Source organism: Nocardia sp. CA-120079, from assembly GCF_050955745.1.
Taxonomy (GTDB): Bacteria; Actinomycetota; Actinomycetes; order Mycobacteriales; family Mycobacteriaceae; genus Nocardia.
Genome location: NZ_CP192088.1, coordinates 4413549 through 4431248, shown reverse-complemented (window position 1 = coordinate 4431248; position 17700 = coordinate 4413549). Strand labels below are relative to the sequence as shown.

The window sequence follows — 17700 nt, the reverse complement described above, 5'->3', positions numbered from 1 at the left end:
CTACCAGTCGGATCCGACAGGTCAGGGGTCGATGCGGTCCAGCAGCCAGCGCGGGCCGACCGCCTCGGCGCCGAGGGCTTGGATTCGCTCGCGGAGTCCACGATCGGCGGTTACGACGGTGATCCTGTTCTCCGCGGTGGCCGCGGCTACGACGTCGACGATCGCGTCGTCTCCCGAACCGTCCGCGAGCACCACGCGCACGCCTTCGAATTCCTCCGATCCCGCGGCCTTCGCCGCACCCTCGAGTACGACGACCACTTGGGCGGGTGGTGTGAGGTCCAGCGTGCTCAACCGCATGAGCAGTTGCCGAGCCGCACCCGCACGATCGCGCCACCAGCCATCGGGACGCGAGCCCACGACATTCGCGGCATCGACGACGATCAGCATCGCTTCCTTTCTACTCATCGGTGCTGAGGCGGGCGGCGCGGGTGTGCAGGTAGCGCTGTTGCGGGATGCTCATCGTCTGTTGTGCGGCAAGCAGATATGCCTCGCGGGCACCGGCCCGGTCCCCCATCGATTCCAACAGATGGGCACGGACCGCTGCCAGGCGGTGATCCCCCGCCAACTTGCCGCCATCGGCCAGCTCGTCGACGAGCCGCAAACCGGCCAGCGGTCCGCGAGCCATGGCTGCGGCCACGGCGCGGTTGAGGGCAATGATCGGATTGTCGACCAAGGCCAGCAGTCGTTCATAGAGCAACATGATCTGCGGCCAATCGGTGGCCTCGTATGTCTGCGCCTCATCGTGCAGCGCCGCAATGGCGGCTTGCAGCTGATACGGACCGGGTACGCCGTTGGGGAGCGCCTCGGTGATCAGCGCGATGCCCTCGGTGATCGCTTCGGTGTGCCAGAGTGCGCGGTTCTGGTCTTCCATCGGAACGAGCTCGCCGGTGGGTCCGGTGCGGGCGGGTCGGCGGGCATCGGTGAGCAGCATCAGCGCGAGCAGTCCGGTGACCTCGGCATCGTCGGGCAGCAGGCGATGCACCAGACGGGTCAGGCGGATGGCCTCGGCGGCGAGTTCGACGCGGTGCAGGCTCGGTCCCGAGGTGCTGGCATAGCCCTCGGTGAAGATCAGATACAGCACGTGCAGCACGGCGGCCAGGCGCGCGTCGCGGTGGGCGCCGACGGGTGGGGCGAAGCCGATACCACTGTCCTTGATCATCTTCTTGGCGCGGCCGATGCGTTTGGTCATGGTCGCCTCGGACACCAGGAAGGCGCGGGCTATTTCGGTGGTGGTCAAGCCGCCGATCGCGCGCAGCGTCAGCGCCACCTGCGCGGTGGGTGAGAGCGACGGGTGACAGCACAGGAACAGCAGGACGAGGGTGTCGTCGAAGTCGGTGGGGTCGCGGTCGGCGGGCGGGGTGAGCCAGTCCTCAGGCAGTGCCCAGCGGGCCACGGTGTCCTCGCGCCTGCGGCGGGCCTGTTCGTTGCGGAGCAGGTCGGTCAGACGGCGTGAGGCGACGGTGATCAGCCAGGCGCGCGGGTTGTCCGGAATGCCGGCTTCGGGCCACTGGGTCGCGGCGGCGAGCAGTGCCTCCTGCACCGAGTCCTCCGCGGTGTCGAAATGACCGTAGCGCCGAACCAGCGCGCCGAGGACCTGCGGTGCGCAGGCGCGCAGCAGGTCCTCGACCTCGGAATCCGACATCGGAAGGGGCTCAGCCGAATTCGGGGGCGGACTCCGCGATGGGCCGGACGTCGGCGTAGGCCGTATCGGCGATATGCGGCGGAGCCGGGCATTTGCTGAGTTCGGCCGCGATTTCGGTGGCGCGGTCGAAGCTCTCGCATTCGACGATCCAGTATCCGGCGAGCACCTCCTGCGTCTCGGCGTAGGGACCGTCGGTCACGAACGGCGCGCCGTTCTTGGTGGTGATGCGGCGGGTGTGCACCGGTTCGACCAGACCGCGCGTCTCGACCAGTTCCCCGGATTCCGCCAGCTTCTTGTTGAGGTTGCCCATGAACTCGGCCATGGCCGCGAAATCCTCGGGACTCCACATGGGTTTGCCGGTGTCCTTGCCGACCATGCCGTCGTAGTCCTGTTGCGAGCCGTAGCTCAGGATCATGTATTTCACGACAACTCCTCCGCTCCGGCGGCTCCTGGTGGCGCCGCTCATCAGATACGTCGCAGCCGCTGTCCATTCTCGGACATGTCCGCGGAAAAAACTTCCGACAGCAGCAGTTGGGTGTGCGGGGGCCGGGGGTAGGTCTAGGGCCGCCGTAGCGAGCGCGGCGCGTGACATGCTGGGGGACATGGTGATCGATGGAGTTGTCGCATCCGGGTTCGAGGCGGTGCGCGAGGTATTCGCGGCGAATTTCGCCGAGCAGGGGGATGTCGGAGCGGCGGTCGCGGTGTATCGGGACGGGCAGCCGGTGGTGGATTTGTGGGGTGGGCTCGCCGATCCGGAGGGTGAACGGGCGTGGGAGCGCGACACGCTGCAGCTGGTCTACTCGGCGACCAAGGGCGTCACCGCGACCGTCGCGCATCTGCTCGCCCAGCGTGGCGAGCTCGACCTGGACGCGCCGGTCGCGCAATACTGGCCGGAATTCGCCGCGGCGGGTAAGGGCGATATCCCGGTGCGCTGGTTGCTGACCCATCAGGCGGGGCTGGCGGCGCTGGATAAGCCGGTACCCCTGGCGGATGCGCTGGCCTGGGGGCCGATGGTGGAGGCGCTCGCCGCGCAGACCCCGAACTGGCCGCCCGGCACCGCGCACGGATACCACGGGCGGACTTTCGCCTGGCTGGTCGGTGAGGTCATCCGACGCGCGACGGGGCGAACCGTCGGGCGGATTCTGGCCGAGGATGTCGCCGGACCGTTCGGTATCGACTTCTTCATCGGTTTGCCCGAGCCCGAACGGCATCGCGTCAGCCGACTTGTGTTCGCGCCCAAGATCGATCTGGCGGCGGTTCCGGACGAGTTGGTCCCGGAGGAGTTCCGGCCGATGGTCGTCGCGATGCGCGATCCGGAGGCGTTGGTCAACCGCGCCTTCGAGGTCACCGATCCGGCCGATATCGATTTCAACGATCCCGCGGTGCATGCCGCCGAGATTCCGTCGAGCAACGGCATCGGAACCGCGCGCGGCCTCGCCCGGCTCTACGCGGCAACCATCGGGGAGGTCGACGGCGCCCGCCTGCTGACTCCCGAAACTCTGGCCGCCGCAACCAGCGAACAAGCCGCAGGCATCGACCGCGTCATGATGTTGCCCGACCGCTACGCCTCCGGATACATGCTCCCCACTGAAGGTTTCGCACTGGGAGGCCCCCAGTCCTTCGGGCATCCGGGCCGTGGCGGCTCCCTCGCCTTCGCCGATCCGGACACCGGCATCGCTTTCGCCTTCGTCACCAACTACATCATCGAAGGTGCTCCGGACCTGCGTGCCCGCAGTCTGGTCGACGCGGTGACCAACGCCATCGCCTAGCACTGGACCGACGCGGGCTTCAGCGCAGGGTGCGGATCCAACGCCGGGTGTCGGCCGGGTCGATGACGTCGTCGAGTTCCAGGACGGTGGCGGCGGTCAGAGCCTTGCCGTTGGCATAGGCGAGCTGTACGAGGTTGTCGAAGGCTTCCTGGCGCTTATCGGGGTCTTCGATGGCCGCGAGTTCCTTGGCGAAGCCGAGGCGGACCGCACCCTCCAGGCCCATGCCGCCGATTTCGCCGGTGGGCCAGGCGATTACGAAACGCGGGGCGCGGAAGGAGCCCGCGGCCATCGCCTGTGCGCCGAGACCATAGCCCTTGCGGATGACGACGGTGCCCAATGCAACGGTGAGCGCGGCGGAGTCGATGAACAGCTTGCTGAACTTGGTGACGGTCGCTTCCTTCTCCGCCTCCGGACCGACCATGAAACCCGGTGTGTCGCAGAGGGATACGATCGGCAGGCCGTGGGCATCGCAGAGTTGCAGGAATGCGCTGAGCTTGTCGGCGGCGGAGGCATCGATCGCACCGCCGAGGTGGTGGCAGTCGTTGGCGATGAGACCGAAGGGACGGCCTTCGACGCGAATGAGTGCGGTGACCACACCGACGCCCCAGTCCCTGCGCAGTTCCAGGACCGAGTCGACGTCGGCTACCGCGGCGATGACTTCGCGGATATCGAAAGCGCGCAGCCGATTCTCGGGCACCACGTGACGGGCGATGCGCGGATCCGGTGCGGTCCAATCATCTAGTGGCCCTTGGAAATACGAGAGATAACGACGGGCCACAGCGACCGCCTCGGCCTCGTCGGCGGTAACGATGTGCACGACACCGTTACGACGTTGGACGTCGATGGGGCCGATGTCCTCGGGTGCGTAGACCCCGAGTCCGCCGCCCTCGATCATTGCCGGCCCGCCCATGCCGATATTGGCATCCGGGGTCGCGATGACCACATCGCACATGCCGAGCAGCGCCGCGTTGCCCGCGAAGCAGCGTCCGGAGGCGATGCCTACCAACGGGACTCGACCCGACAGTGCGCCCATTGCACGAAAGGTGGTCACGTCGAGGCCCGAGATGCCCGAATAGTCGGTATCCCCCGGTCGCCCGCCGCCGCCCTCGGTGAAGAACACCACGGGTATGCGATGTTCGTGGGCCAGTTCGAGCATGCGATCGGTTTTGGCGTGATTGCGCATGCCCTGGGTGCCGGCCAGCACGGTGTAGTCGTAGGACATGACCAGTGCGCGCGCCACTTGCGCGCCGAATCGGTCGGCGTTGATGGTTGCGATGCCGCCGATCAGCCCGTCCGCGGGCGTGTTGGCGATCAGATCTTCGGGGCTGCGGCGCAGTCGCTGTGCGGCGACGGCGAGCGCACCGTATTCGAGGAAGCTTTCCTCGTCGACGAGGTCGGCGATGTTCTCCCGGGCGGTACGGCGGCCCAGCTTATGCCTTTTCCCGACGGCGGCCGGACGGCCCGGATCCAGTCCGATTCGATGCCGCTCGCGCACTTCAGCCAGATCGGCTCGCACGGCATCCAGGTCGATCGCCTCGATATCGGCGGCCGGACCGTCATGATCGGTCGCGAACCAGGTCAATAGCAGTGCATGCGGATCGACCGTCGCACCCGGTGTCACGAGGTGGCGCGATACCCGCAGCGGCTGCTCGGCCCGCAGCACATGCTGCATCTTCATTGCCTCGAGCACAACGACTTGCGCACCCGCTGGAACAATGCTGCCCGCCTCCGCCAAGCTCACGACGGTACCGCCCATCGGCGATCGCATACCCTGCTCATCGTCTTCGAGCGCTATCCGGAGATCGGCTGCGGCCGCGGGGTTTCGGTGCTCGGCGAACACCTGGGCAGGATCTGCTGTCGCCGAGTCGACCGCGCGCCGGGCCGCAATAGGCGTGTAATCGCCTGCCCGACGGGCAAATTCGCCGATACGGTCCTCGAACCAGGAAGTGGAAACACTGGTCCCATCGGCGAGCTGATCCAACACCGCACGCAGCAAACTCGTATTGGTGTCGACACCGGCAACCACGGTTTCCGCCAACGCATCCGAACACCGCCGCACCGCAGCCGAATACGTTGGCCCCTGTGCGACAACCTTCGCCAGCAACGAATCGAACTGGGCCCCCTGCCGCATACCCGTGAACGCCGCGGTATCCACCCGAACACCCACCCCGGTCGGCGCGGCGAATTCCGTCAGCACACCGGTACTCGGCAGAACCTCCCCACCCGCCGTGACCAGCTCGGCATTGACGCGCGCCTGCACCGCGAACCCCCGCACGATGCCATTCCCTCGTACCTCACCACCTGTCATGTCCGGCACAAGGTCGCCGAGAGCGAGGTCGTGCAGGGCAGCGCCGCGGGCGAGATCGAGTTGGACTGCTACCAGGTCCACACCGGTTACCGCCTCGGTGACGGTGTGTTCGACCTGGAGGCGCGGGTTGACCTCGAGGAACCAGGCGTCGGTCGCGGTGACCAGGAATTCGACGGTGATCACGCCGCGACAGGAGACCGATTCGGCTATGCGGACGGCGTCGCGGTGGAGCCGTTCTCGAAGGGCGGCAGGCAGATTCGGGGCCGGAGCGATTTCGACCAGTTTCTGGTGGCGGCGTTGGATGCTGCAGTCGCGGTCGCCGAGGGTGATGGCTCGGCGTCCGTCCGCGATGACCTGGACCTCGATATGGCGCGCGTCGGCGGCCAGTGCTTCGGCATATACGGTGTCATCGCCGAAACCGGCGCGGGCTTCGGCTCGGCAGCGCTCGAGTGATTCGGCGAGTGTGTCCGCAGTGTGGACCGCACGCATGCCACGTCCGCCGCCACCGGCTGTGGCCTTCAGCATCACACCGCCCGGGTGGTCGGCGAAGAACGCGGAAATTTCGGCCAGGTCCGCACCGACGGACGTTGCGGGCAGGACCGCGACTCCGATCTGTCGCGCGGCCTCGCGTGCCGACAGCTTATTGCCGAAAATGCGCAGCACCTCGGGTGAAGGCCCGACGAATACCAAACCGGCGGCCGCGCATGCTGCCGCGAAATCGGCACTCTCACTGAGGAACCCGTAGCCGGGATGCACCAGTGTATCGGCACCTGCCCCCTTGGCCGCGGCGACTACAGCGGCGATGTCGAGATAGGCGGCGGCGCCGATGCCAGGCAGTTGGACCGCGTCATCAGCCAAACGCACCGGCAGGGCCGTCGCCTCTGCACCGGTATAGAGCGCAAGGGTGGAGTGATTCCGCTCGCGCGCCGTCCGGATCACCCGGACCGCCACCTCACCCCTGTTCGCCACCACCACATGCATGCCGACAGTCTGCGTTGACATTGACGTCAATGTCAACGACGATGAATCCATGACACAGGCAGGCTGGTCGGTGCGTGCGGCGCGGGAACGATCCGATACCGGCCGCCATCGCGCGCTGCTCGATGCCGCCGCCCACGTCTTCGCCGAGCGCGGCTACGACAAGACCACCGTCGCCGATATCACCACCGCCGCAGGCGTTTCCCGCGCGACGATGTATGTCTACTTCGCTTCCAAGGACGAAATCTTCCTCGCCCTCGCCGCCCGGGTCCGCGACGATTTCCTCGACGCCCAGGAACCCGATATCGATCCCGGCGATCCCCGAGTGATGCTGGCCGCCACCATCGATTCCTTCGCCGCCGCGGTCCGCAATGCCGGACCCATGCTGCGGCTCATCGATGAACGCGGTGCCGTCGACGACCGAGTCGCCATACTCGCCCAGGAAATCGCCGAACGCCCCATCCGCCGCTTTACCCGCTACCTCGAACGCCTGCACACCGCAGGCCGCATCTGCCCCACCGTCCCGCCGCGAATCGTCGCCGAAACCATCGGCTACGCCCTGACTCGCGGCACCCTCACCCGCGCGGATGACACCCCACGCGCCCGCGCCACCTACCTGGCCCACATGCGGACCGTCGCCGAAACGCTCTTGTCCCCAACCTGATTCACCCGGATGCGCCGTCGCCGCCGGCCGGATCCACAGCTTTCGCGGCGATCCCTGCGAGAATTGCTACCGAAACGCGTTGGAGCTCAACCTGGTCCACATGGATCGACTCGCGCCACCAGGTTAGACGGCAATGGGGTCCCGGTAGTAATCGCCGAAAATCCAACAAGTGCGGCGGCGCCGCTGGTCAACTCACTGGCGCAGGTCGGCTCACGGGGGCCGCACCCGGCGTCCGCCGCGGCTGACGGAGTGCGGCCACGCGCCCGAGTTCGGTTCGAGGTGCAGCGAGGACGGCGGTCCGAACGCTCGACGGCCGGATTCGAGTCATCGCCCGCTCGTGTCGATAGGTGCAAAGAGTCCTTGTGAACTCTCCTTGTAAGCCGTCGTAGCCATGGCCACACTTGCGTGCAACGCAAGTACTCCTTACTGATATTGCACTGGAAATCATGCCTTGGCGGATCAATACTGATCTCAGGAGTTCTCGGCAGCGGATGTGCCGCTCACGACGAGACGACCGATCGGTCGCGCCGCCCCTTCGCCGGGCAGTGCCGACTACCACCCCACCAGGACAGGAGCTCAGTCATGCCCAGAATCGTGCGTCCGACCGCCTACGGCACACCCGATGTGCTCGCCGTGACCGAGGTGCCTACTCCGTGCGCGGCCGCCGACGGCGTGGTCGTCGAGGTGCGGGCAGCGGGGGTCAACCCGATCGACTGGAAGCTCTACAGCGGGGCTTTCCACGCCGTCGACGACGACCACAAGGATGCCGCCGGGGTCGCCGCCTCGATGCCCTCGATCGGCCTGGAGTGCGCGGGCGTCGTCACCGAGGTAGGTGCGGATGTGACCGGTGTGCAGGTCGGCGACGAGGTCATCGTGTACCCCGTGACGGCCGCCTACGCCGACTACGTCACGGCCCCGGCCACCTCGATCTTCGCCAAGCCCACCGAGATCGGGTGGGCCCAGGCAGGGTCGCTGATGCTGACCGGCACCACCGCCGTCCACGCACTGCATGCGGCCGGCGTGGGTGGCGGCGACACGGTACTCGTCCACGGCGGAGCCGGCGGGGTCGGTCTGCTGGGCGTGCAGCTGGCCACCGCTCAGGGTGCGACGGTGATCGCCACCGCCGCCGAGCGCAACCACGCACTGTTGCGCGAGCTCGGCGCCATCCCCGTTGTCTACGGCCCCGGACTCGCCGACCGGGTGCGCGCCGCCGCACCGCAGGGCATCACCGCCGCAGTCGACTTCGCCGGTACCGACGAGGCCCTCGACGTCTCGCTGGAGCTGGTGGCCGACCGCACCCGGATCGCCTCGATCGCCGGGTCGCCACGACGCGCCGAAGCCGGCATAAAGCTGCTCGGCTACGGGCCGGGGCAGGACGCGGGCACCGAAGTCCGCGACGCCGCGCGCGGTGGGCTCGTCGAGCGCGCCGGGTCCAGCGCGCTACGCGTCATCGTCGATACCACGTTCCCGCTCGCCGAGGCGGCGAAGGCCCACGAGGTCGGCATTGCCGGACACGCACCCGGCAAGCTCGTGCTGATCCCCTGACCGGCCCTCGGCCGGCCGCGCCTAGGCGATCCGCTTGCGCGCCTGGCCTCTCGGCTTGCGGCCGGGCCGGGCGGCACCTGCTGCGCCGTCGAAGGTGAGTACCCCGTCCTCCAACGGCGCCTTGCGTAGTAGCGCGCGATCGCGGAAGTAGTTGTTGATGACCTGCCAGGGCCCGCGGGCGCCTTGGCGGGGCATGACGCCGTCGCCGCGTTGGATGTAGCCGGAGGTCAGGGCGCCGCCCATCAGTGATTGATCGGAGCGGTCGGCGTCTTCGGCGATGGCGACGACCTTGGTATAGCCGTTGGCCTTCATGTGGTTGAGGAGGCGGCAGAAGTATTCGGCGGCCAGATCCGCCTTCAGCGTCCACGATGCGTTCGTGTAGCCGAGGACCAGCATTGCGTTGGGGATGCCGTCGAGCAGGGTGCCCTTGTAGACCACATGTTCGCGGGTCGACACCGGCTCGCCGTCCACATCGAGTGCCGCGCCGCCGAGGATCTGCACGGTGAGACCGGTTGCGCTGATGACGATATCGGCGGGTAGTTCTTCCCCGGATGCGAGCCGAACGCCGGTTTCGGTGAAGCGGTCGATGTGATCGGTGACGATCGATGCCTTACCGCTGCGCAGCACCTTGAACAGGTCACCGTTCGGGACGACGCAGAGTCGCTGGTCCCACGGGTTGTACGACGGCGTGAAATGCCGCATATCGATCTGCTTGCCGAGTTGCATCCGCACCGCGGCGAGCAGCAGCTTCTTCGACAACTCGGGATTGGTGCGCGAGAGCTGGAAGCTGGCCCGCTGCAAGGCGATATTGCGTGCCCTCCCGGTCCGATAGGCGATCTTCTCCGGCACCCGCGCGTACTTCATGCCGACCGCGACCGGGTCATCGGCGGGCAGTGCGGTGATGTAGGTGGGCGAGCGCTGCAGCATGGTGATGTGCGCGGTGTCGTCGGCCATCGCCGGAACCAGCGTGATCGCGGTGGCGCCGCTGCCGATCACCACGACGCGTTTGCCGCGGTAGTCCAGATCTTCCGGCCAGTGCTGTGGGTGCACGATCTGCCCGCCGAAGTCCGCCTCGCCCGGGAAGTTCGGGCGGTACCCGTTGTCGTAGTCGTAGTAGCCGGTGCAGCCGACGAGGAAGTTGCTGGTGTAGATCTCGGTCTCGCCGGTCTGCTCGTCGAGTGCCTCGACGGTCCACAGCTCGGCTTCGCTCGACCAGCTGGCCTTTGTCATCTTGCGCCCGAACCGAATGTGCTCGGTGACGCCGTATTCCGCGGCCGTGTCCTCGATGTACTGGCGGATGTGCGGTCCGTCGGCGAGCACCTTGGTGCCGATCCACGGACGGAAGCCGAAGCCGAAGGTCAACATATCGGAGTCGGAGCGGATGCCCGGGTACCGGAACAGATCCCAGGTCCCGCCGATGGCGGTACGGCGTTCCAGGATCGTATAGCTGCGTCCGGTCTGCTCGCGGGTGAGATGGCACGCCATCCCGATGCCGGACAGGCCCGCGCCGATGATCAGTACGTCGACATGCCGCGTCATTGAGGTAATCCGTTTCGTTCTGCTCTCACCCGAGCACCCTTGCCCGACCGTCCCCCCCACATTACCTGTTATCCCAAGTAACGTCTAGCCGCCCGCCTTCGAGAATGCGCCGGCGGTGGGCCTCTCTCGACGTCTGCCGCGACCGTTGCATGATGATCAACCGTCCAAGTGTCGCTTGCCCAATGGTCCGGCTGATGTTCGCGATGTGCCGCGACCGCCTGCTACCGCGGGGTCTCGCCGAAACCGGTAAGCGCGCCACTCCGGTCCGGCTGACGCTGCTCGACCATTGCCGGTCTGCTGCCGATCGATATCGTCGTGGAATTGGTGAATATCGGCGCGCTGTCGGCTTTCGCGGTTGTTTGTGTCGGAGTGCTGGTGCTGCGAAAGCTCGAGCCGAACCGGGAACGGCCGTTCCGCACCCCGTTGGTGCCGCTGGTGCCGATTCTCGCGTTGATCGGCTGCGTACTGCTGGCAACCACTTTGGACGGGCTGACCTGGGTGTGTTTCGCGGTTTGGGTGCTCGGCGGCAGTGCGGTCTACCTGGGCTACGGCCGTAAACGCTCTACCATCGCCGCGCCGACCATAACTAACTCAACGGTTTCTGCCGAGCGGTAACCGGCGCGAAATTCGCCATTGGGATCTTGCACGAATGCATTCCGAGTCATTGCGTCTCAGAGGCGAATTCGGCACGCTCTCTGGGTAAGAGCCACGGCGCACACCCCGGCGGCCGGGCCGGAGAGGACGACGACCCGATATGTCCGATGACGAGAAGCAGATCCGAATACTGATCGAGCGATGGGCAGCGGCGGTGCATACCGGCGACCTGGCCGGTGTCGTCACCGATCATGCCGACGATATCGTGATGTTCGATGTGCCCCCGCCGAATGAAGGTGTGCGCGGCATCGACGCCTATCGGGATACCTGGCCCGGTTTCTTCGAATGGCAGGCATCGGGTGCGACCTTCGACATCGTTTCGCTGGAGGTAGAGGCGGGCGCAGACGTGGCATTCGCGCATGCGCTGCTGCTGTGCGGCACCGCGGAGGAGTTCGCCCGCGATCCGGCCAAGCGCCTGCGGATCACCTTCGGCCTGCGCAAGCAGTACGGACGCTGGGTCGTGGTGCACGAACACCACTCCTTCCCCGACGACACCGCGGCACCCGAGGCCTGAGCTCGAGCCGGTTCGCTACGGTGGCATCGAGCGCAACGATGCAGCGACCGCCGGTGGCGTGGTGCACCGTTGCCGCGAATACGGCATCGAGTGCACCGGGAGTTCCACGTGAATCAGCCTGATAGCGAAGCCTTTTCGAACCATGCGGGCACCCGCCCCGCGGCCTGGTACGAGAACTGGACGGAGGTACCCGATTCGCCGTGGCGGGATCGGCCCGAGCCCGCCGGCGAACGCGAGTACCGCACGCTCAGCTACGAGCGCGACGGGCGTATCGCGCGCATTACCTTCAACCGCCCGGAGAAGGGCAATACGATCACCCCGGACACCCCGATCGATCTCGCGCACGCGGTCGAGCGGGCCGATCTGGATCCGCGGGTGCACGTCATCCTGGTATCCGGGCGCGGCAAGGGTTTCTGCGGCGGCTACGACCTGGATATGTTCGCCGAACAGGGCAGCCACGGTGTCGACGGGTCTATCGACACCACCGGCACCGTGGCCGATCCGGTGGTGCAGGCGGTCAATCACAATCCCTGGGGGACTTGGGATCCGATGATCGACTACGCGATGATGAGCCGGTTCAACCGCGGTTTCGCCAGCCTGATGAATGCGAATAAGCCGACCGTGGCGAAACTGCACGGCTTCGCCATCGCGGGCGGCACCGATATCGCACTCTACTCCGACCAGATCATCTGCGCCGACGACACCAAAATCGGCTATCCGCCCACCCGCGTATGGGGTATTCCGGCGGCGGGCATGTGGGCGCATCGCCTGGGCGATCAGCGCGCCAAGCGGCTGCTGTTCACCGGTGACTGCATCAGCGGGAAGCAAGCCGAGGAGTGGGGGCTCGCGGTCGAATCGTGTCCGGCCGATGAGCTCGACGAGCGCGCCGAGGCATTGGTGGCACGTATCGCGCGCATGCCGGTCAACCAGCTGATGATGGCCAAACTGGCGCTGAATTCGGCGCTGCATTCGCAGGGCGTGACGAATTCCGCGATGATCAGCACGGTATTCGACGGGATCTCCCGGCACACGCGCGAGGGTTACGCCTTCCAACTGCGTTCGGCCACCGTCGGTTTCCGTGCGGCCGTCCGCGAACGCGACGAACCGTATGGCGACTACAAGCGCGCCCAGTTCCGCGCCGAGGAATAGCGCTCAGCGTGTATAGCGGTGCTTCACCCCGATCGGGAAGTAGTCCGGATCACCGGTGGGGCGCAGCTCGACGTGCGGCAGCTGACGTTCGGGCGGAACGTAATGCGCGTATTCGCTATTGCGGCGCAGCAATTCGTCACGAATCGATTCTGCGACGCGTCGGGTGCGTTCGGGGGTATTGGGTTCGTCGGGGACCAGTTCCACGGTGACGCGCAGTGTCCGGTCTTGATCGGCGGTCTCCCACACCTCCAGGACGAATTTCCCGGTCACCCATTCGCTGACACCGGGCTGTTCCAGCCCGACCGTCACCGTCTCCGCAATGACGTTCGCCCCGAATATCGATACCGCGTGCAGCGACCGCCCGAAGACGTAGACGAATGGCAGTTCGGGTCCGGTTTCAGCACCGAGATCGAGGCCGTGGGCGGCACAGAACGCGAGCATATCCGCGTGCGCGACCACGCCACCGTCGTCGGCGATGTGATAGCGGATCAGCGGTACCCCGGAATCGGCGGTGAATGCCAGTGTGCCGTCGATGGATTCGAAATACCGATCCGCCGGATCGTATTGCAGCAGCGTGGGCAATCGCCGACTCCCGAACAGTTCTTCTCCGGCGCGATGTTCGCCGAGAAACCGCCGGATCCGCACGCTCAACGGCGTCTCGTTGCCGAGCACTCCCCCGTCTGCGGTTCCGTACAGCGAGGCCACATCCCGCACCGGATCCAGCCCGGTCCGCAGTGCCATCAGATCGCGCCACTGCTCACTGATCACCTCACCGGCCAGTACGAGCTTCACCGAGTAACCCGACCACTCGACTCCCGCGCGCAGTCCGGTATCGATGACGTCTTTGAGGAACGGCGGATATCCCAGCAGCACAACCTGATCGACGTGCGAGCCCAGTTCCGGGATCACCCGCAGGATCTCGGCCTTGTTGTTGCCCGGCGCGACGATCGTCAACGGCAGTTGCGCCGCCAATGCCCGCAGGCAGGAGAGCGTGTACAGCCCGCCGACCCAGGTACCCAGCGGGAAGCACACCACCGCGAGGGTGCGCGTCGTCGCGGCACCGAAGCCGTCGACGAGCACCTGCGCGAACCGGCGGGTGGAGGCCGCCTCGTCCGCGGCGGTGCGCGGCCAGAAGGTCGGCGTACCGGTCGATCCCGATGACACCGCGATCAGATCGCAGTTGGTGAGATCGCCGCCACGGCAGCGCTCGGGTAGCGGATAACGGTGGTGGTAATTCGTCTTGGTCGTCAACGGCAGCTGTCGGAAGGCCGCGGCGTCTGTGATCTTCTCCGGGTCGATGCCATGCGCGGCCAGAAATGCCCGATACGCGGGCACGGTGGCCGCGGTCCGCGCGACCGAGTCGAGAATGTGCTGATCCGGATCGACTGACATCTGGCGACCTCTCTCCCCGTGCGCCGCTTCAACGCTACCGGTGTCGGATGCGCGAGATGCGTGATCGTCTGATACTTCTTCCACGGTCCCCGAACGCGGCACCCGCTGCCACGATGGAAACGGCGGGGTCGCGGCGCTCGATAGATGTTTCGAGAACGGGAGGACTGGGGGATGTCGGAAATGCGGGCGGGTTTCGGTGTGCTCGGGCCGGTGCAGTTGACGATCGATGGAGTCGCGCAACCTCTCGGCGGTGTCAAACAGCGTGCGGTGTTGGCGTATCTGGTGGTCAATGCGAACCGGCCGGTGTCGACGGAGGCGCTGGCACAGGCGGTATGGGAGGAGAATCCGCCGCCGGATGTCCGGATCAGCCTGCACACCATCGTGTCGAATCTGCGAAAGCCGTTGCGGGATGCCGGACTCGACGCGCGCACGATCCTTTCGCGCGCCGGCACGGGCTACCGGATCACCGTGCCCGCGGACAGCTGCGATGTCCAGCGGTTCCGTACGCGCAAGGAATCCGGATTGCGGGCCATGGCCGCGGGCCGGTTCTCGGTGGCCGGTGAGGTACTTTCCAGCGCCCTCGCTCAGTGGCGCGGCACCGCGTTGGCGGACCTGCAGGGCCTCGGATTCGCAGATGCCTTCGCCACTGCCCTGGACGACGAACGGATCGGCGTCATCGAAGCCCGCGCCCAGGCCGAGATCGCGCAGGGCCGGGCCGACGGCGTGATCGCCGAGCTCGCCGAACTGGCCGACAGGTATCCGCTGCGCGAACCGCTGTGGGAGCAGCTGATCACCGCGCTGTACGTGAGCGGTCGACAGAGCGACGCACTCGAGGCGCTGCGCCGATTGCGGGCGACCCTCGCCGATGAACTCGGCATCGATCCAGTGGCCTCGATACGCGAACTCGAAGCCAAGATGCTGCGCCAGGAACCGCTCACCCCGCCCGCCGATGCCGTCGCATCGGCACTGCGCGCTACCACCGTCGTCGACCTGATAGCGCCCGGATCCCAAGCGTACCTGCGGGATTCGACCGGACAGACGTTCCCGATCACCGGTCCGTTCACCCGCATCGGCCGACTGCCCGATAACGACATCGTGCTCGACGACGGCAAGGTCAGCCGCCATCACGCGGTGATCGTCAGCAATGGGGTGACGTGCGTGCTGAAGGATCTGTTGTCCTCCAACGGTGTGTTCGTCGGTGGGGTTCGGGTCATCGACGGCGCCGCGCTCACCGATGGTGTGACGATCCGCATCGGCGATACCGAATTCACTTTCGGCGTCCGGCCGCACAACTAGGTGATGTGCTTGTCGAACCAGTCCCGCAGTTGGGCTTCGGTTTTCGGTCCGGGGAGCGGGTTTTCCGGCACCAGTGTGCAGAACTGGGCGATCAGGTGGGCGTCGGAGTGCACAGCGATCAGGCAGGTCCGGGTGCCGATATCCGGATCGTCGTCCAGGAAGCAGAAGAATCGGCCGATGTCCTTGCCCCCACTGCGCAATACCTCGTCGGCGCCCCCGCCACCGCAGGCGTGTCCACGGAGCACCCCGACGTCGGCCCGGTACAAGGCGTCTGCCGACTGGGCGTCCGGTAATCCGAAGAACTGTGCGGACGGATAGTCGGACGGGGTACTGCATGCGATGGCGGCGTTCACCGTGCCGCCGGGCGGCGGCAAGTGCCGACAGTTCGCCGGACCGAAAGCATCGCCGAGATGCCCGAGGACGACGCGGTCCTCGGGAGTGAAAAAGTCCGGGTCACGGGCGGCTTCGGCGGTCAGGATCTGGCTGGCGGCGAACTTGGACAGGTAGTCGCGCAGCGGCTGGTCGCTGGGCGACGGCCAGATGAAGAAGGCCAGTGCGAGCTGGGGCTCGTCGGTCAGCAGCAGGGATGGCTTCGGCGCGTTGGGGTCATCGGCGCGGTTGGCGAGGCACGCCTTGCGGCCGATCTCCTTGCCCTCGTACATCACCGGGCCGTCCGGCCCGGCGGGATCGCCCGGGCAGTTGGTGGCCTGGAAGGTGCGGATCAGAAGGTTGTAGTAGTCGCGCAGTGCGTCGAGATTGCGGAACCGCATGTATCGGGCCGCCGACTCACTGGCCGCGGGGTGGTCCGGGCAGAAGATGACCGCGACGGTGGTGGAGGTATCGGCCTGCTCGTGCTGGCAGGTGGATCGTTTGCGGCCGGTCTGGGCGACGATCTTCAGCAGATCGATGTCGGCGTCGCGCAGTGCGGTGGCGTCGGCGACCGCGGTGCCCTTGCGATCGCCGAGCAAGGTCCAGGCTCCGAATCCGGCCCCGGCGGCGATCACGGCGGCAAGTGCCAGGACGAGCGCGGTCAGCCTGCGGCGTCGGCGGCCCGGTTCGGCCACCGGGACACCCTGCGTGTCGCGTGTCTCGGCTCCGGGCTGCTCGGTATCGGGTTTCCGAGCAACGGATAACAGCTCGTCACTGGTCGCGGAATCAGGCGAGCCGCCTTGTCGGGCTCCATGTTTCGAGGTCCGTTCCTCGTGCATCCCGATCGCGGACACCGCCGTGCGCCCCTCGGTGACCGCACCTGCACTCTTCAGCGCCGCCTCCGCCGCATGCGCGAGGTCCCCCGCCGCCCGGTAACGCTCGCGCACGTTTTTGGCCATACCGCGCTCGATGACGGTATCGAGTGCCGGCGACACGTCCGGCCGGTTCGTGCTCGGTCGCGGCACCGGCCCGAACAGATGCGCGCTGATGATCTCGGCGTCGGTGGTGCCGGCGTACGGCCGTGCGCCGGTGAGGCATTCGTAGAGCACGCACGCCAGCGAGTAGACATCGACCGCGGGCGTGGTGTGCTCGGCACGGAACCGTTCCGGCGCCATATAGCTGAACGAACCGATCACCGCACCGTGGGTCGTCAGCCCCTGATCGGCATCGGAATGCGCGATACCGAAGTCGACCAGATAGGCGAAACCCTCCGGCGTGAGCAGGATGTTGTCCGGTTTCACGTCACGATGGACCAGTCCTTCGGCGTGCGCGGCATCCAATGCCGACGCTATCTGGCGGATCACCGCCACCGCCTGCTGCGCAGGCATCGGCCCGTTGCTCTGCAACACCGACGGCAGGCTGACACCGTCCACCAGGCGCATATCGATGTAAAGGTGGCCGTCGATCTCGCCGTAATCATGAATCGGGATGACGTGCGGTTCGCGCAGTCGCGCGGCGGCGTCGGCCTCGCGCTGGAACCGCTCGCGGTACCCCTGGTCCTGCGCAAGCCGTTCGAGGAGCACCTTGATCGCCACACTGCGGCGCTTGCGCATGTCGTAGGCCTCGAAGACCTCGCCCATGCCTCCGCGCCCGAGTAGCCGATCCAACCGGTAGTGCCCGAATATCGAGCCCACGGTCGGTGGCTGGCGCTGGCTCGTCATCTCGTCCTCCGCGATGCAGACCGGAGCCCTTCGCTGTCGGTCAACTGTAAGCTCGGCGACCTGCCTTTCGCGCCGCCTGCGGAAATGTTCCCCCTGTTTGATCTTCGCCGTGCCCTGTTTGGTTAACGGCACGTGAGCTCCAGTGACGTGAAAAGTCACG

General features: G+C 66.7%; 14 protein-coding genes. 7 read left to right on the top strand and 7 right to left on the bottom strand.

The annotated features are described in order from the left end of the window. Positions 1 to 21: 21 nt before the first annotated feature. Genes ACQPYR_RS20165 through ACQPYR_RS20155 form a run of 3 tightly spaced genes read right to left on the bottom strand, consistent with a single transcriptional unit; the run spans position 22 to position 2057 of the window. On the bottom strand, positions 22 to 405 hold the full coding sequence (locus tag ACQPYR_RS20165) for an NYN domain-containing protein (RefSeq protein WP_433634429.1): 384 nt from the start codon (positions 403 to 405) through the stop codon (positions 22 to 24). Further along, a complete protein-coding gene (locus tag ACQPYR_RS20160; protein WP_433634427.1) occupies positions 398 to 1642 on the bottom strand; it encodes an RNA polymerase sigma factor in 1245 nt (414 codons plus the stop codon). Before ACQPYR_RS20160 ends, ACQPYR_RS20165 begins: the two co-directional genes overlap by 8 nt. A 10-nt stretch (positions 1643 to 1652) precedes the next feature. After that, the gene (locus ACQPYR_RS20155; RefSeq protein WP_433635194.1) at positions 1653 to 2057 is read right to left on the bottom strand and encodes a YciI family protein; all 405 of its coding nucleotides are present in this window, start codon (positions 2055 to 2057) and stop codon (positions 1653 to 1655) included. A 187-nt stretch (positions 2058 to 2244) separates the two neighbouring features. On the opposite strand from ACQPYR_RS20155, the gene ACQPYR_RS20150 reads away from it, so the two are divergent. Further along, the gene (locus ACQPYR_RS20150) at positions 2245 to 3411 is read left to right on the top strand and encodes a serine hydrolase domain-containing protein (protein WP_433634425.1); all 1167 of its coding nucleotides are present in this window, start codon (positions 2245 to 2247) and stop codon (positions 3409 to 3411) included. Positions 3412 to 3430: 19 nt separating this feature from the next. Here the strand turns inward: ACQPYR_RS20150 and ACQPYR_RS20145 are convergent, their stop codons facing one another. After that, positions 3431 to 6700, bottom strand: coding sequence for a carboxyl transferase domain-containing protein (locus ACQPYR_RS20145; RefSeq protein ID WP_433635193.1), 3270 nt, complete (start codon positions 6698 to 6700; stop codon positions 3431 to 3433). A 49-nt stretch (positions 6701 to 6749) separates the two neighbouring features. Between ACQPYR_RS20145 and ACQPYR_RS20140 the strand changes: the two genes are divergently transcribed. Beyond that, positions 6750 to 7361: a TetR/AcrR family transcriptional regulator gene (locus ACQPYR_RS20140; protein ID WP_433634423.1), complete on the top strand. Its 612-nt coding sequence runs from the start codon at positions 6750 to 6752 to the stop codon at positions 7359 to 7361. Positions 7362 to 7943: 582 nt separating this feature from the next. Then, entirely contained in the window at positions 7944 to 8906 is a 963-nt protein-coding gene (locus ACQPYR_RS20135; RefSeq protein ID WP_433634421.1) for an NADP-dependent oxidoreductase, read from the top strand. Between the two features lie 21 nt (positions 8907 to 8927). Here the strand turns inward: ACQPYR_RS20135 and ACQPYR_RS20130 are convergent, their stop codons facing one another. Then, complete coding sequence (locus ACQPYR_RS20130; protein ID WP_433634419.1) at positions 8928 to 10445, bottom strand: flavin-containing monooxygenase; 1518 nt, start codon at positions 10443 to 10445, stop codon at positions 8928 to 8930. A gap of 324 nt (positions 10446 to 10769) precedes the next feature. Here ACQPYR_RS20130 and ACQPYR_RS20125 point away from each other — a divergent pair, with 324 nt between their 5' ends. The 3 genes from ACQPYR_RS20125 to ACQPYR_RS20115 all read left to right on the top strand — a co-directional run bounded on the left by ACQPYR_RS20125 (position 10770) and on the right by ACQPYR_RS20115 (position 12762). Further along, complete coding sequence (locus ACQPYR_RS20125) at positions 10770 to 11060, top strand: amino acid permease C-terminal domain-containing protein (protein ID WP_433635192.1); 291 nt, start codon at positions 10770 to 10772, stop codon at positions 11058 to 11060. A 139-nt stretch (positions 11061 to 11199) separates the two neighbouring features. Then, positions 11200 to 11613 (top strand): YybH family protein, encoded by a 414-nt coding sequence (locus ACQPYR_RS20120; protein ID WP_433634417.1) that lies wholly within the window; start codon positions 11200 to 11202, stop codon positions 11611 to 11613. Between the two features lie 108 nt (positions 11614 to 11721). Continuing rightward, positions 11722 to 12762 (top strand): crotonase/enoyl-CoA hydratase family protein, encoded by a 1041-nt coding sequence (locus tag ACQPYR_RS20115; RefSeq protein WP_433634415.1) that lies wholly within the window; start codon positions 11722 to 11724, stop codon positions 12760 to 12762. 3 nt (positions 12763 to 12765) lie between these two features. On the opposite strand, the gene ACQPYR_RS20110 is transcribed toward ACQPYR_RS20115, so the two are convergent. Further along, positions 12766 to 14154, bottom strand: coding sequence for a phenylacetate--CoA ligase family protein (locus ACQPYR_RS20110; RefSeq protein WP_433634413.1), 1389 nt, complete (start codon positions 14152 to 14154; stop codon positions 12766 to 12768). Between the two features lie 171 nt (positions 14155 to 14325). Between ACQPYR_RS20110 and ACQPYR_RS20105 the strand changes: the two genes are divergently transcribed. Beyond that, positions 14326 to 15450 (top strand): BTAD domain-containing putative transcriptional regulator, encoded by a 1125-nt coding sequence (locus ACQPYR_RS20105; RefSeq protein ID WP_433634411.1) that lies wholly within the window; start codon positions 14326 to 14328, stop codon positions 15448 to 15450. Here ACQPYR_RS20105 and ACQPYR_RS20100 read toward each other — a convergent pair. Further along, positions 15447 to 17540: a serine/threonine-protein kinase gene (locus ACQPYR_RS20100; protein WP_433634409.1), complete on the bottom strand. Its 2094-nt coding sequence runs from the start codon at positions 17538 to 17540 to the stop codon at positions 15447 to 15449. The genes ACQPYR_RS20105 and ACQPYR_RS20100 overlap by 4 nt on opposite strands. Positions 17541 to 17700 lie beyond the last annotated feature (160 nt).

Coding starts and splice junctions, on each gene's coding strand:
- ACQPYR_RS20100 (WP_433634409.1), bottom strand. CDS start 17,540: ATGACGAGCCAGCGCCAGCCACCGACCGTGGGCTCGATATTCGGGCAC.
- ACQPYR_RS20165 (WP_433634429.1), bottom strand. CDS start 405: ATGAGTAGAAAGGAAGCGATGCTGATCGTCGTCGATGCCGCGAATGTC.
- ACQPYR_RS20130 (WP_433634419.1), bottom strand. CDS start 10,445: ATGACGCGGCATGTCGACGTACTGATCATCGGCGCGGGCCTGTCCGGC.
- ACQPYR_RS20110 (WP_433634413.1), bottom strand. CDS start 14,154: ATGTCAGTCGATCCGGATCAGCACATTCTCGACTCGGTCGCGCGGACC.
- ACQPYR_RS20160 (WP_433634427.1), bottom strand. CDS start 1,642: ATGTCGGATTCCGAGGTCGAGGACCTGCTGCGCGCCTGCGCACCGCAG.
- ACQPYR_RS20135 (WP_433634421.1), top strand. CDS start 7,944: ATGCCCAGAATCGTGCGTCCGACCGCCTACGGCACACCCGATGTGCTC.
- ACQPYR_RS20105 (WP_433634411.1), top strand. CDS start 14,326: ATGTCGGAAATGCGGGCGGGTTTCGGTGTGCTCGGGCCGGTGCAGTTG.
- ACQPYR_RS20145 (WP_433635193.1), bottom strand. CDS start 6,700: ATGCATGTGGTGGTGGCGAACAGGGGTGAGGTGGCGGTCCGGGTGATC.
- ACQPYR_RS20155 (WP_433635194.1), bottom strand. CDS start 2,057: ATGATCCTGAGCTACGGCTCGCAACAGGACTACGACGGCATGGTCGGC.
- ACQPYR_RS20150 (WP_433634425.1), top strand. CDS start 2,245: ATGGTGATCGATGGAGTTGTCGCATCCGGGTTCGAGGCGGTGCGCGAG.
- ACQPYR_RS20140 (WP_433634423.1), top strand. CDS start 6,750: ATGACACAGGCAGGCTGGTCGGTGCGTGCGGCGCGGGAACGATCCGAT.
- ACQPYR_RS20120 (WP_433634417.1), top strand. CDS start 11,200: ATGTCCGATGACGAGAAGCAGATCCGAATACTGATCGAGCGATGGGCA.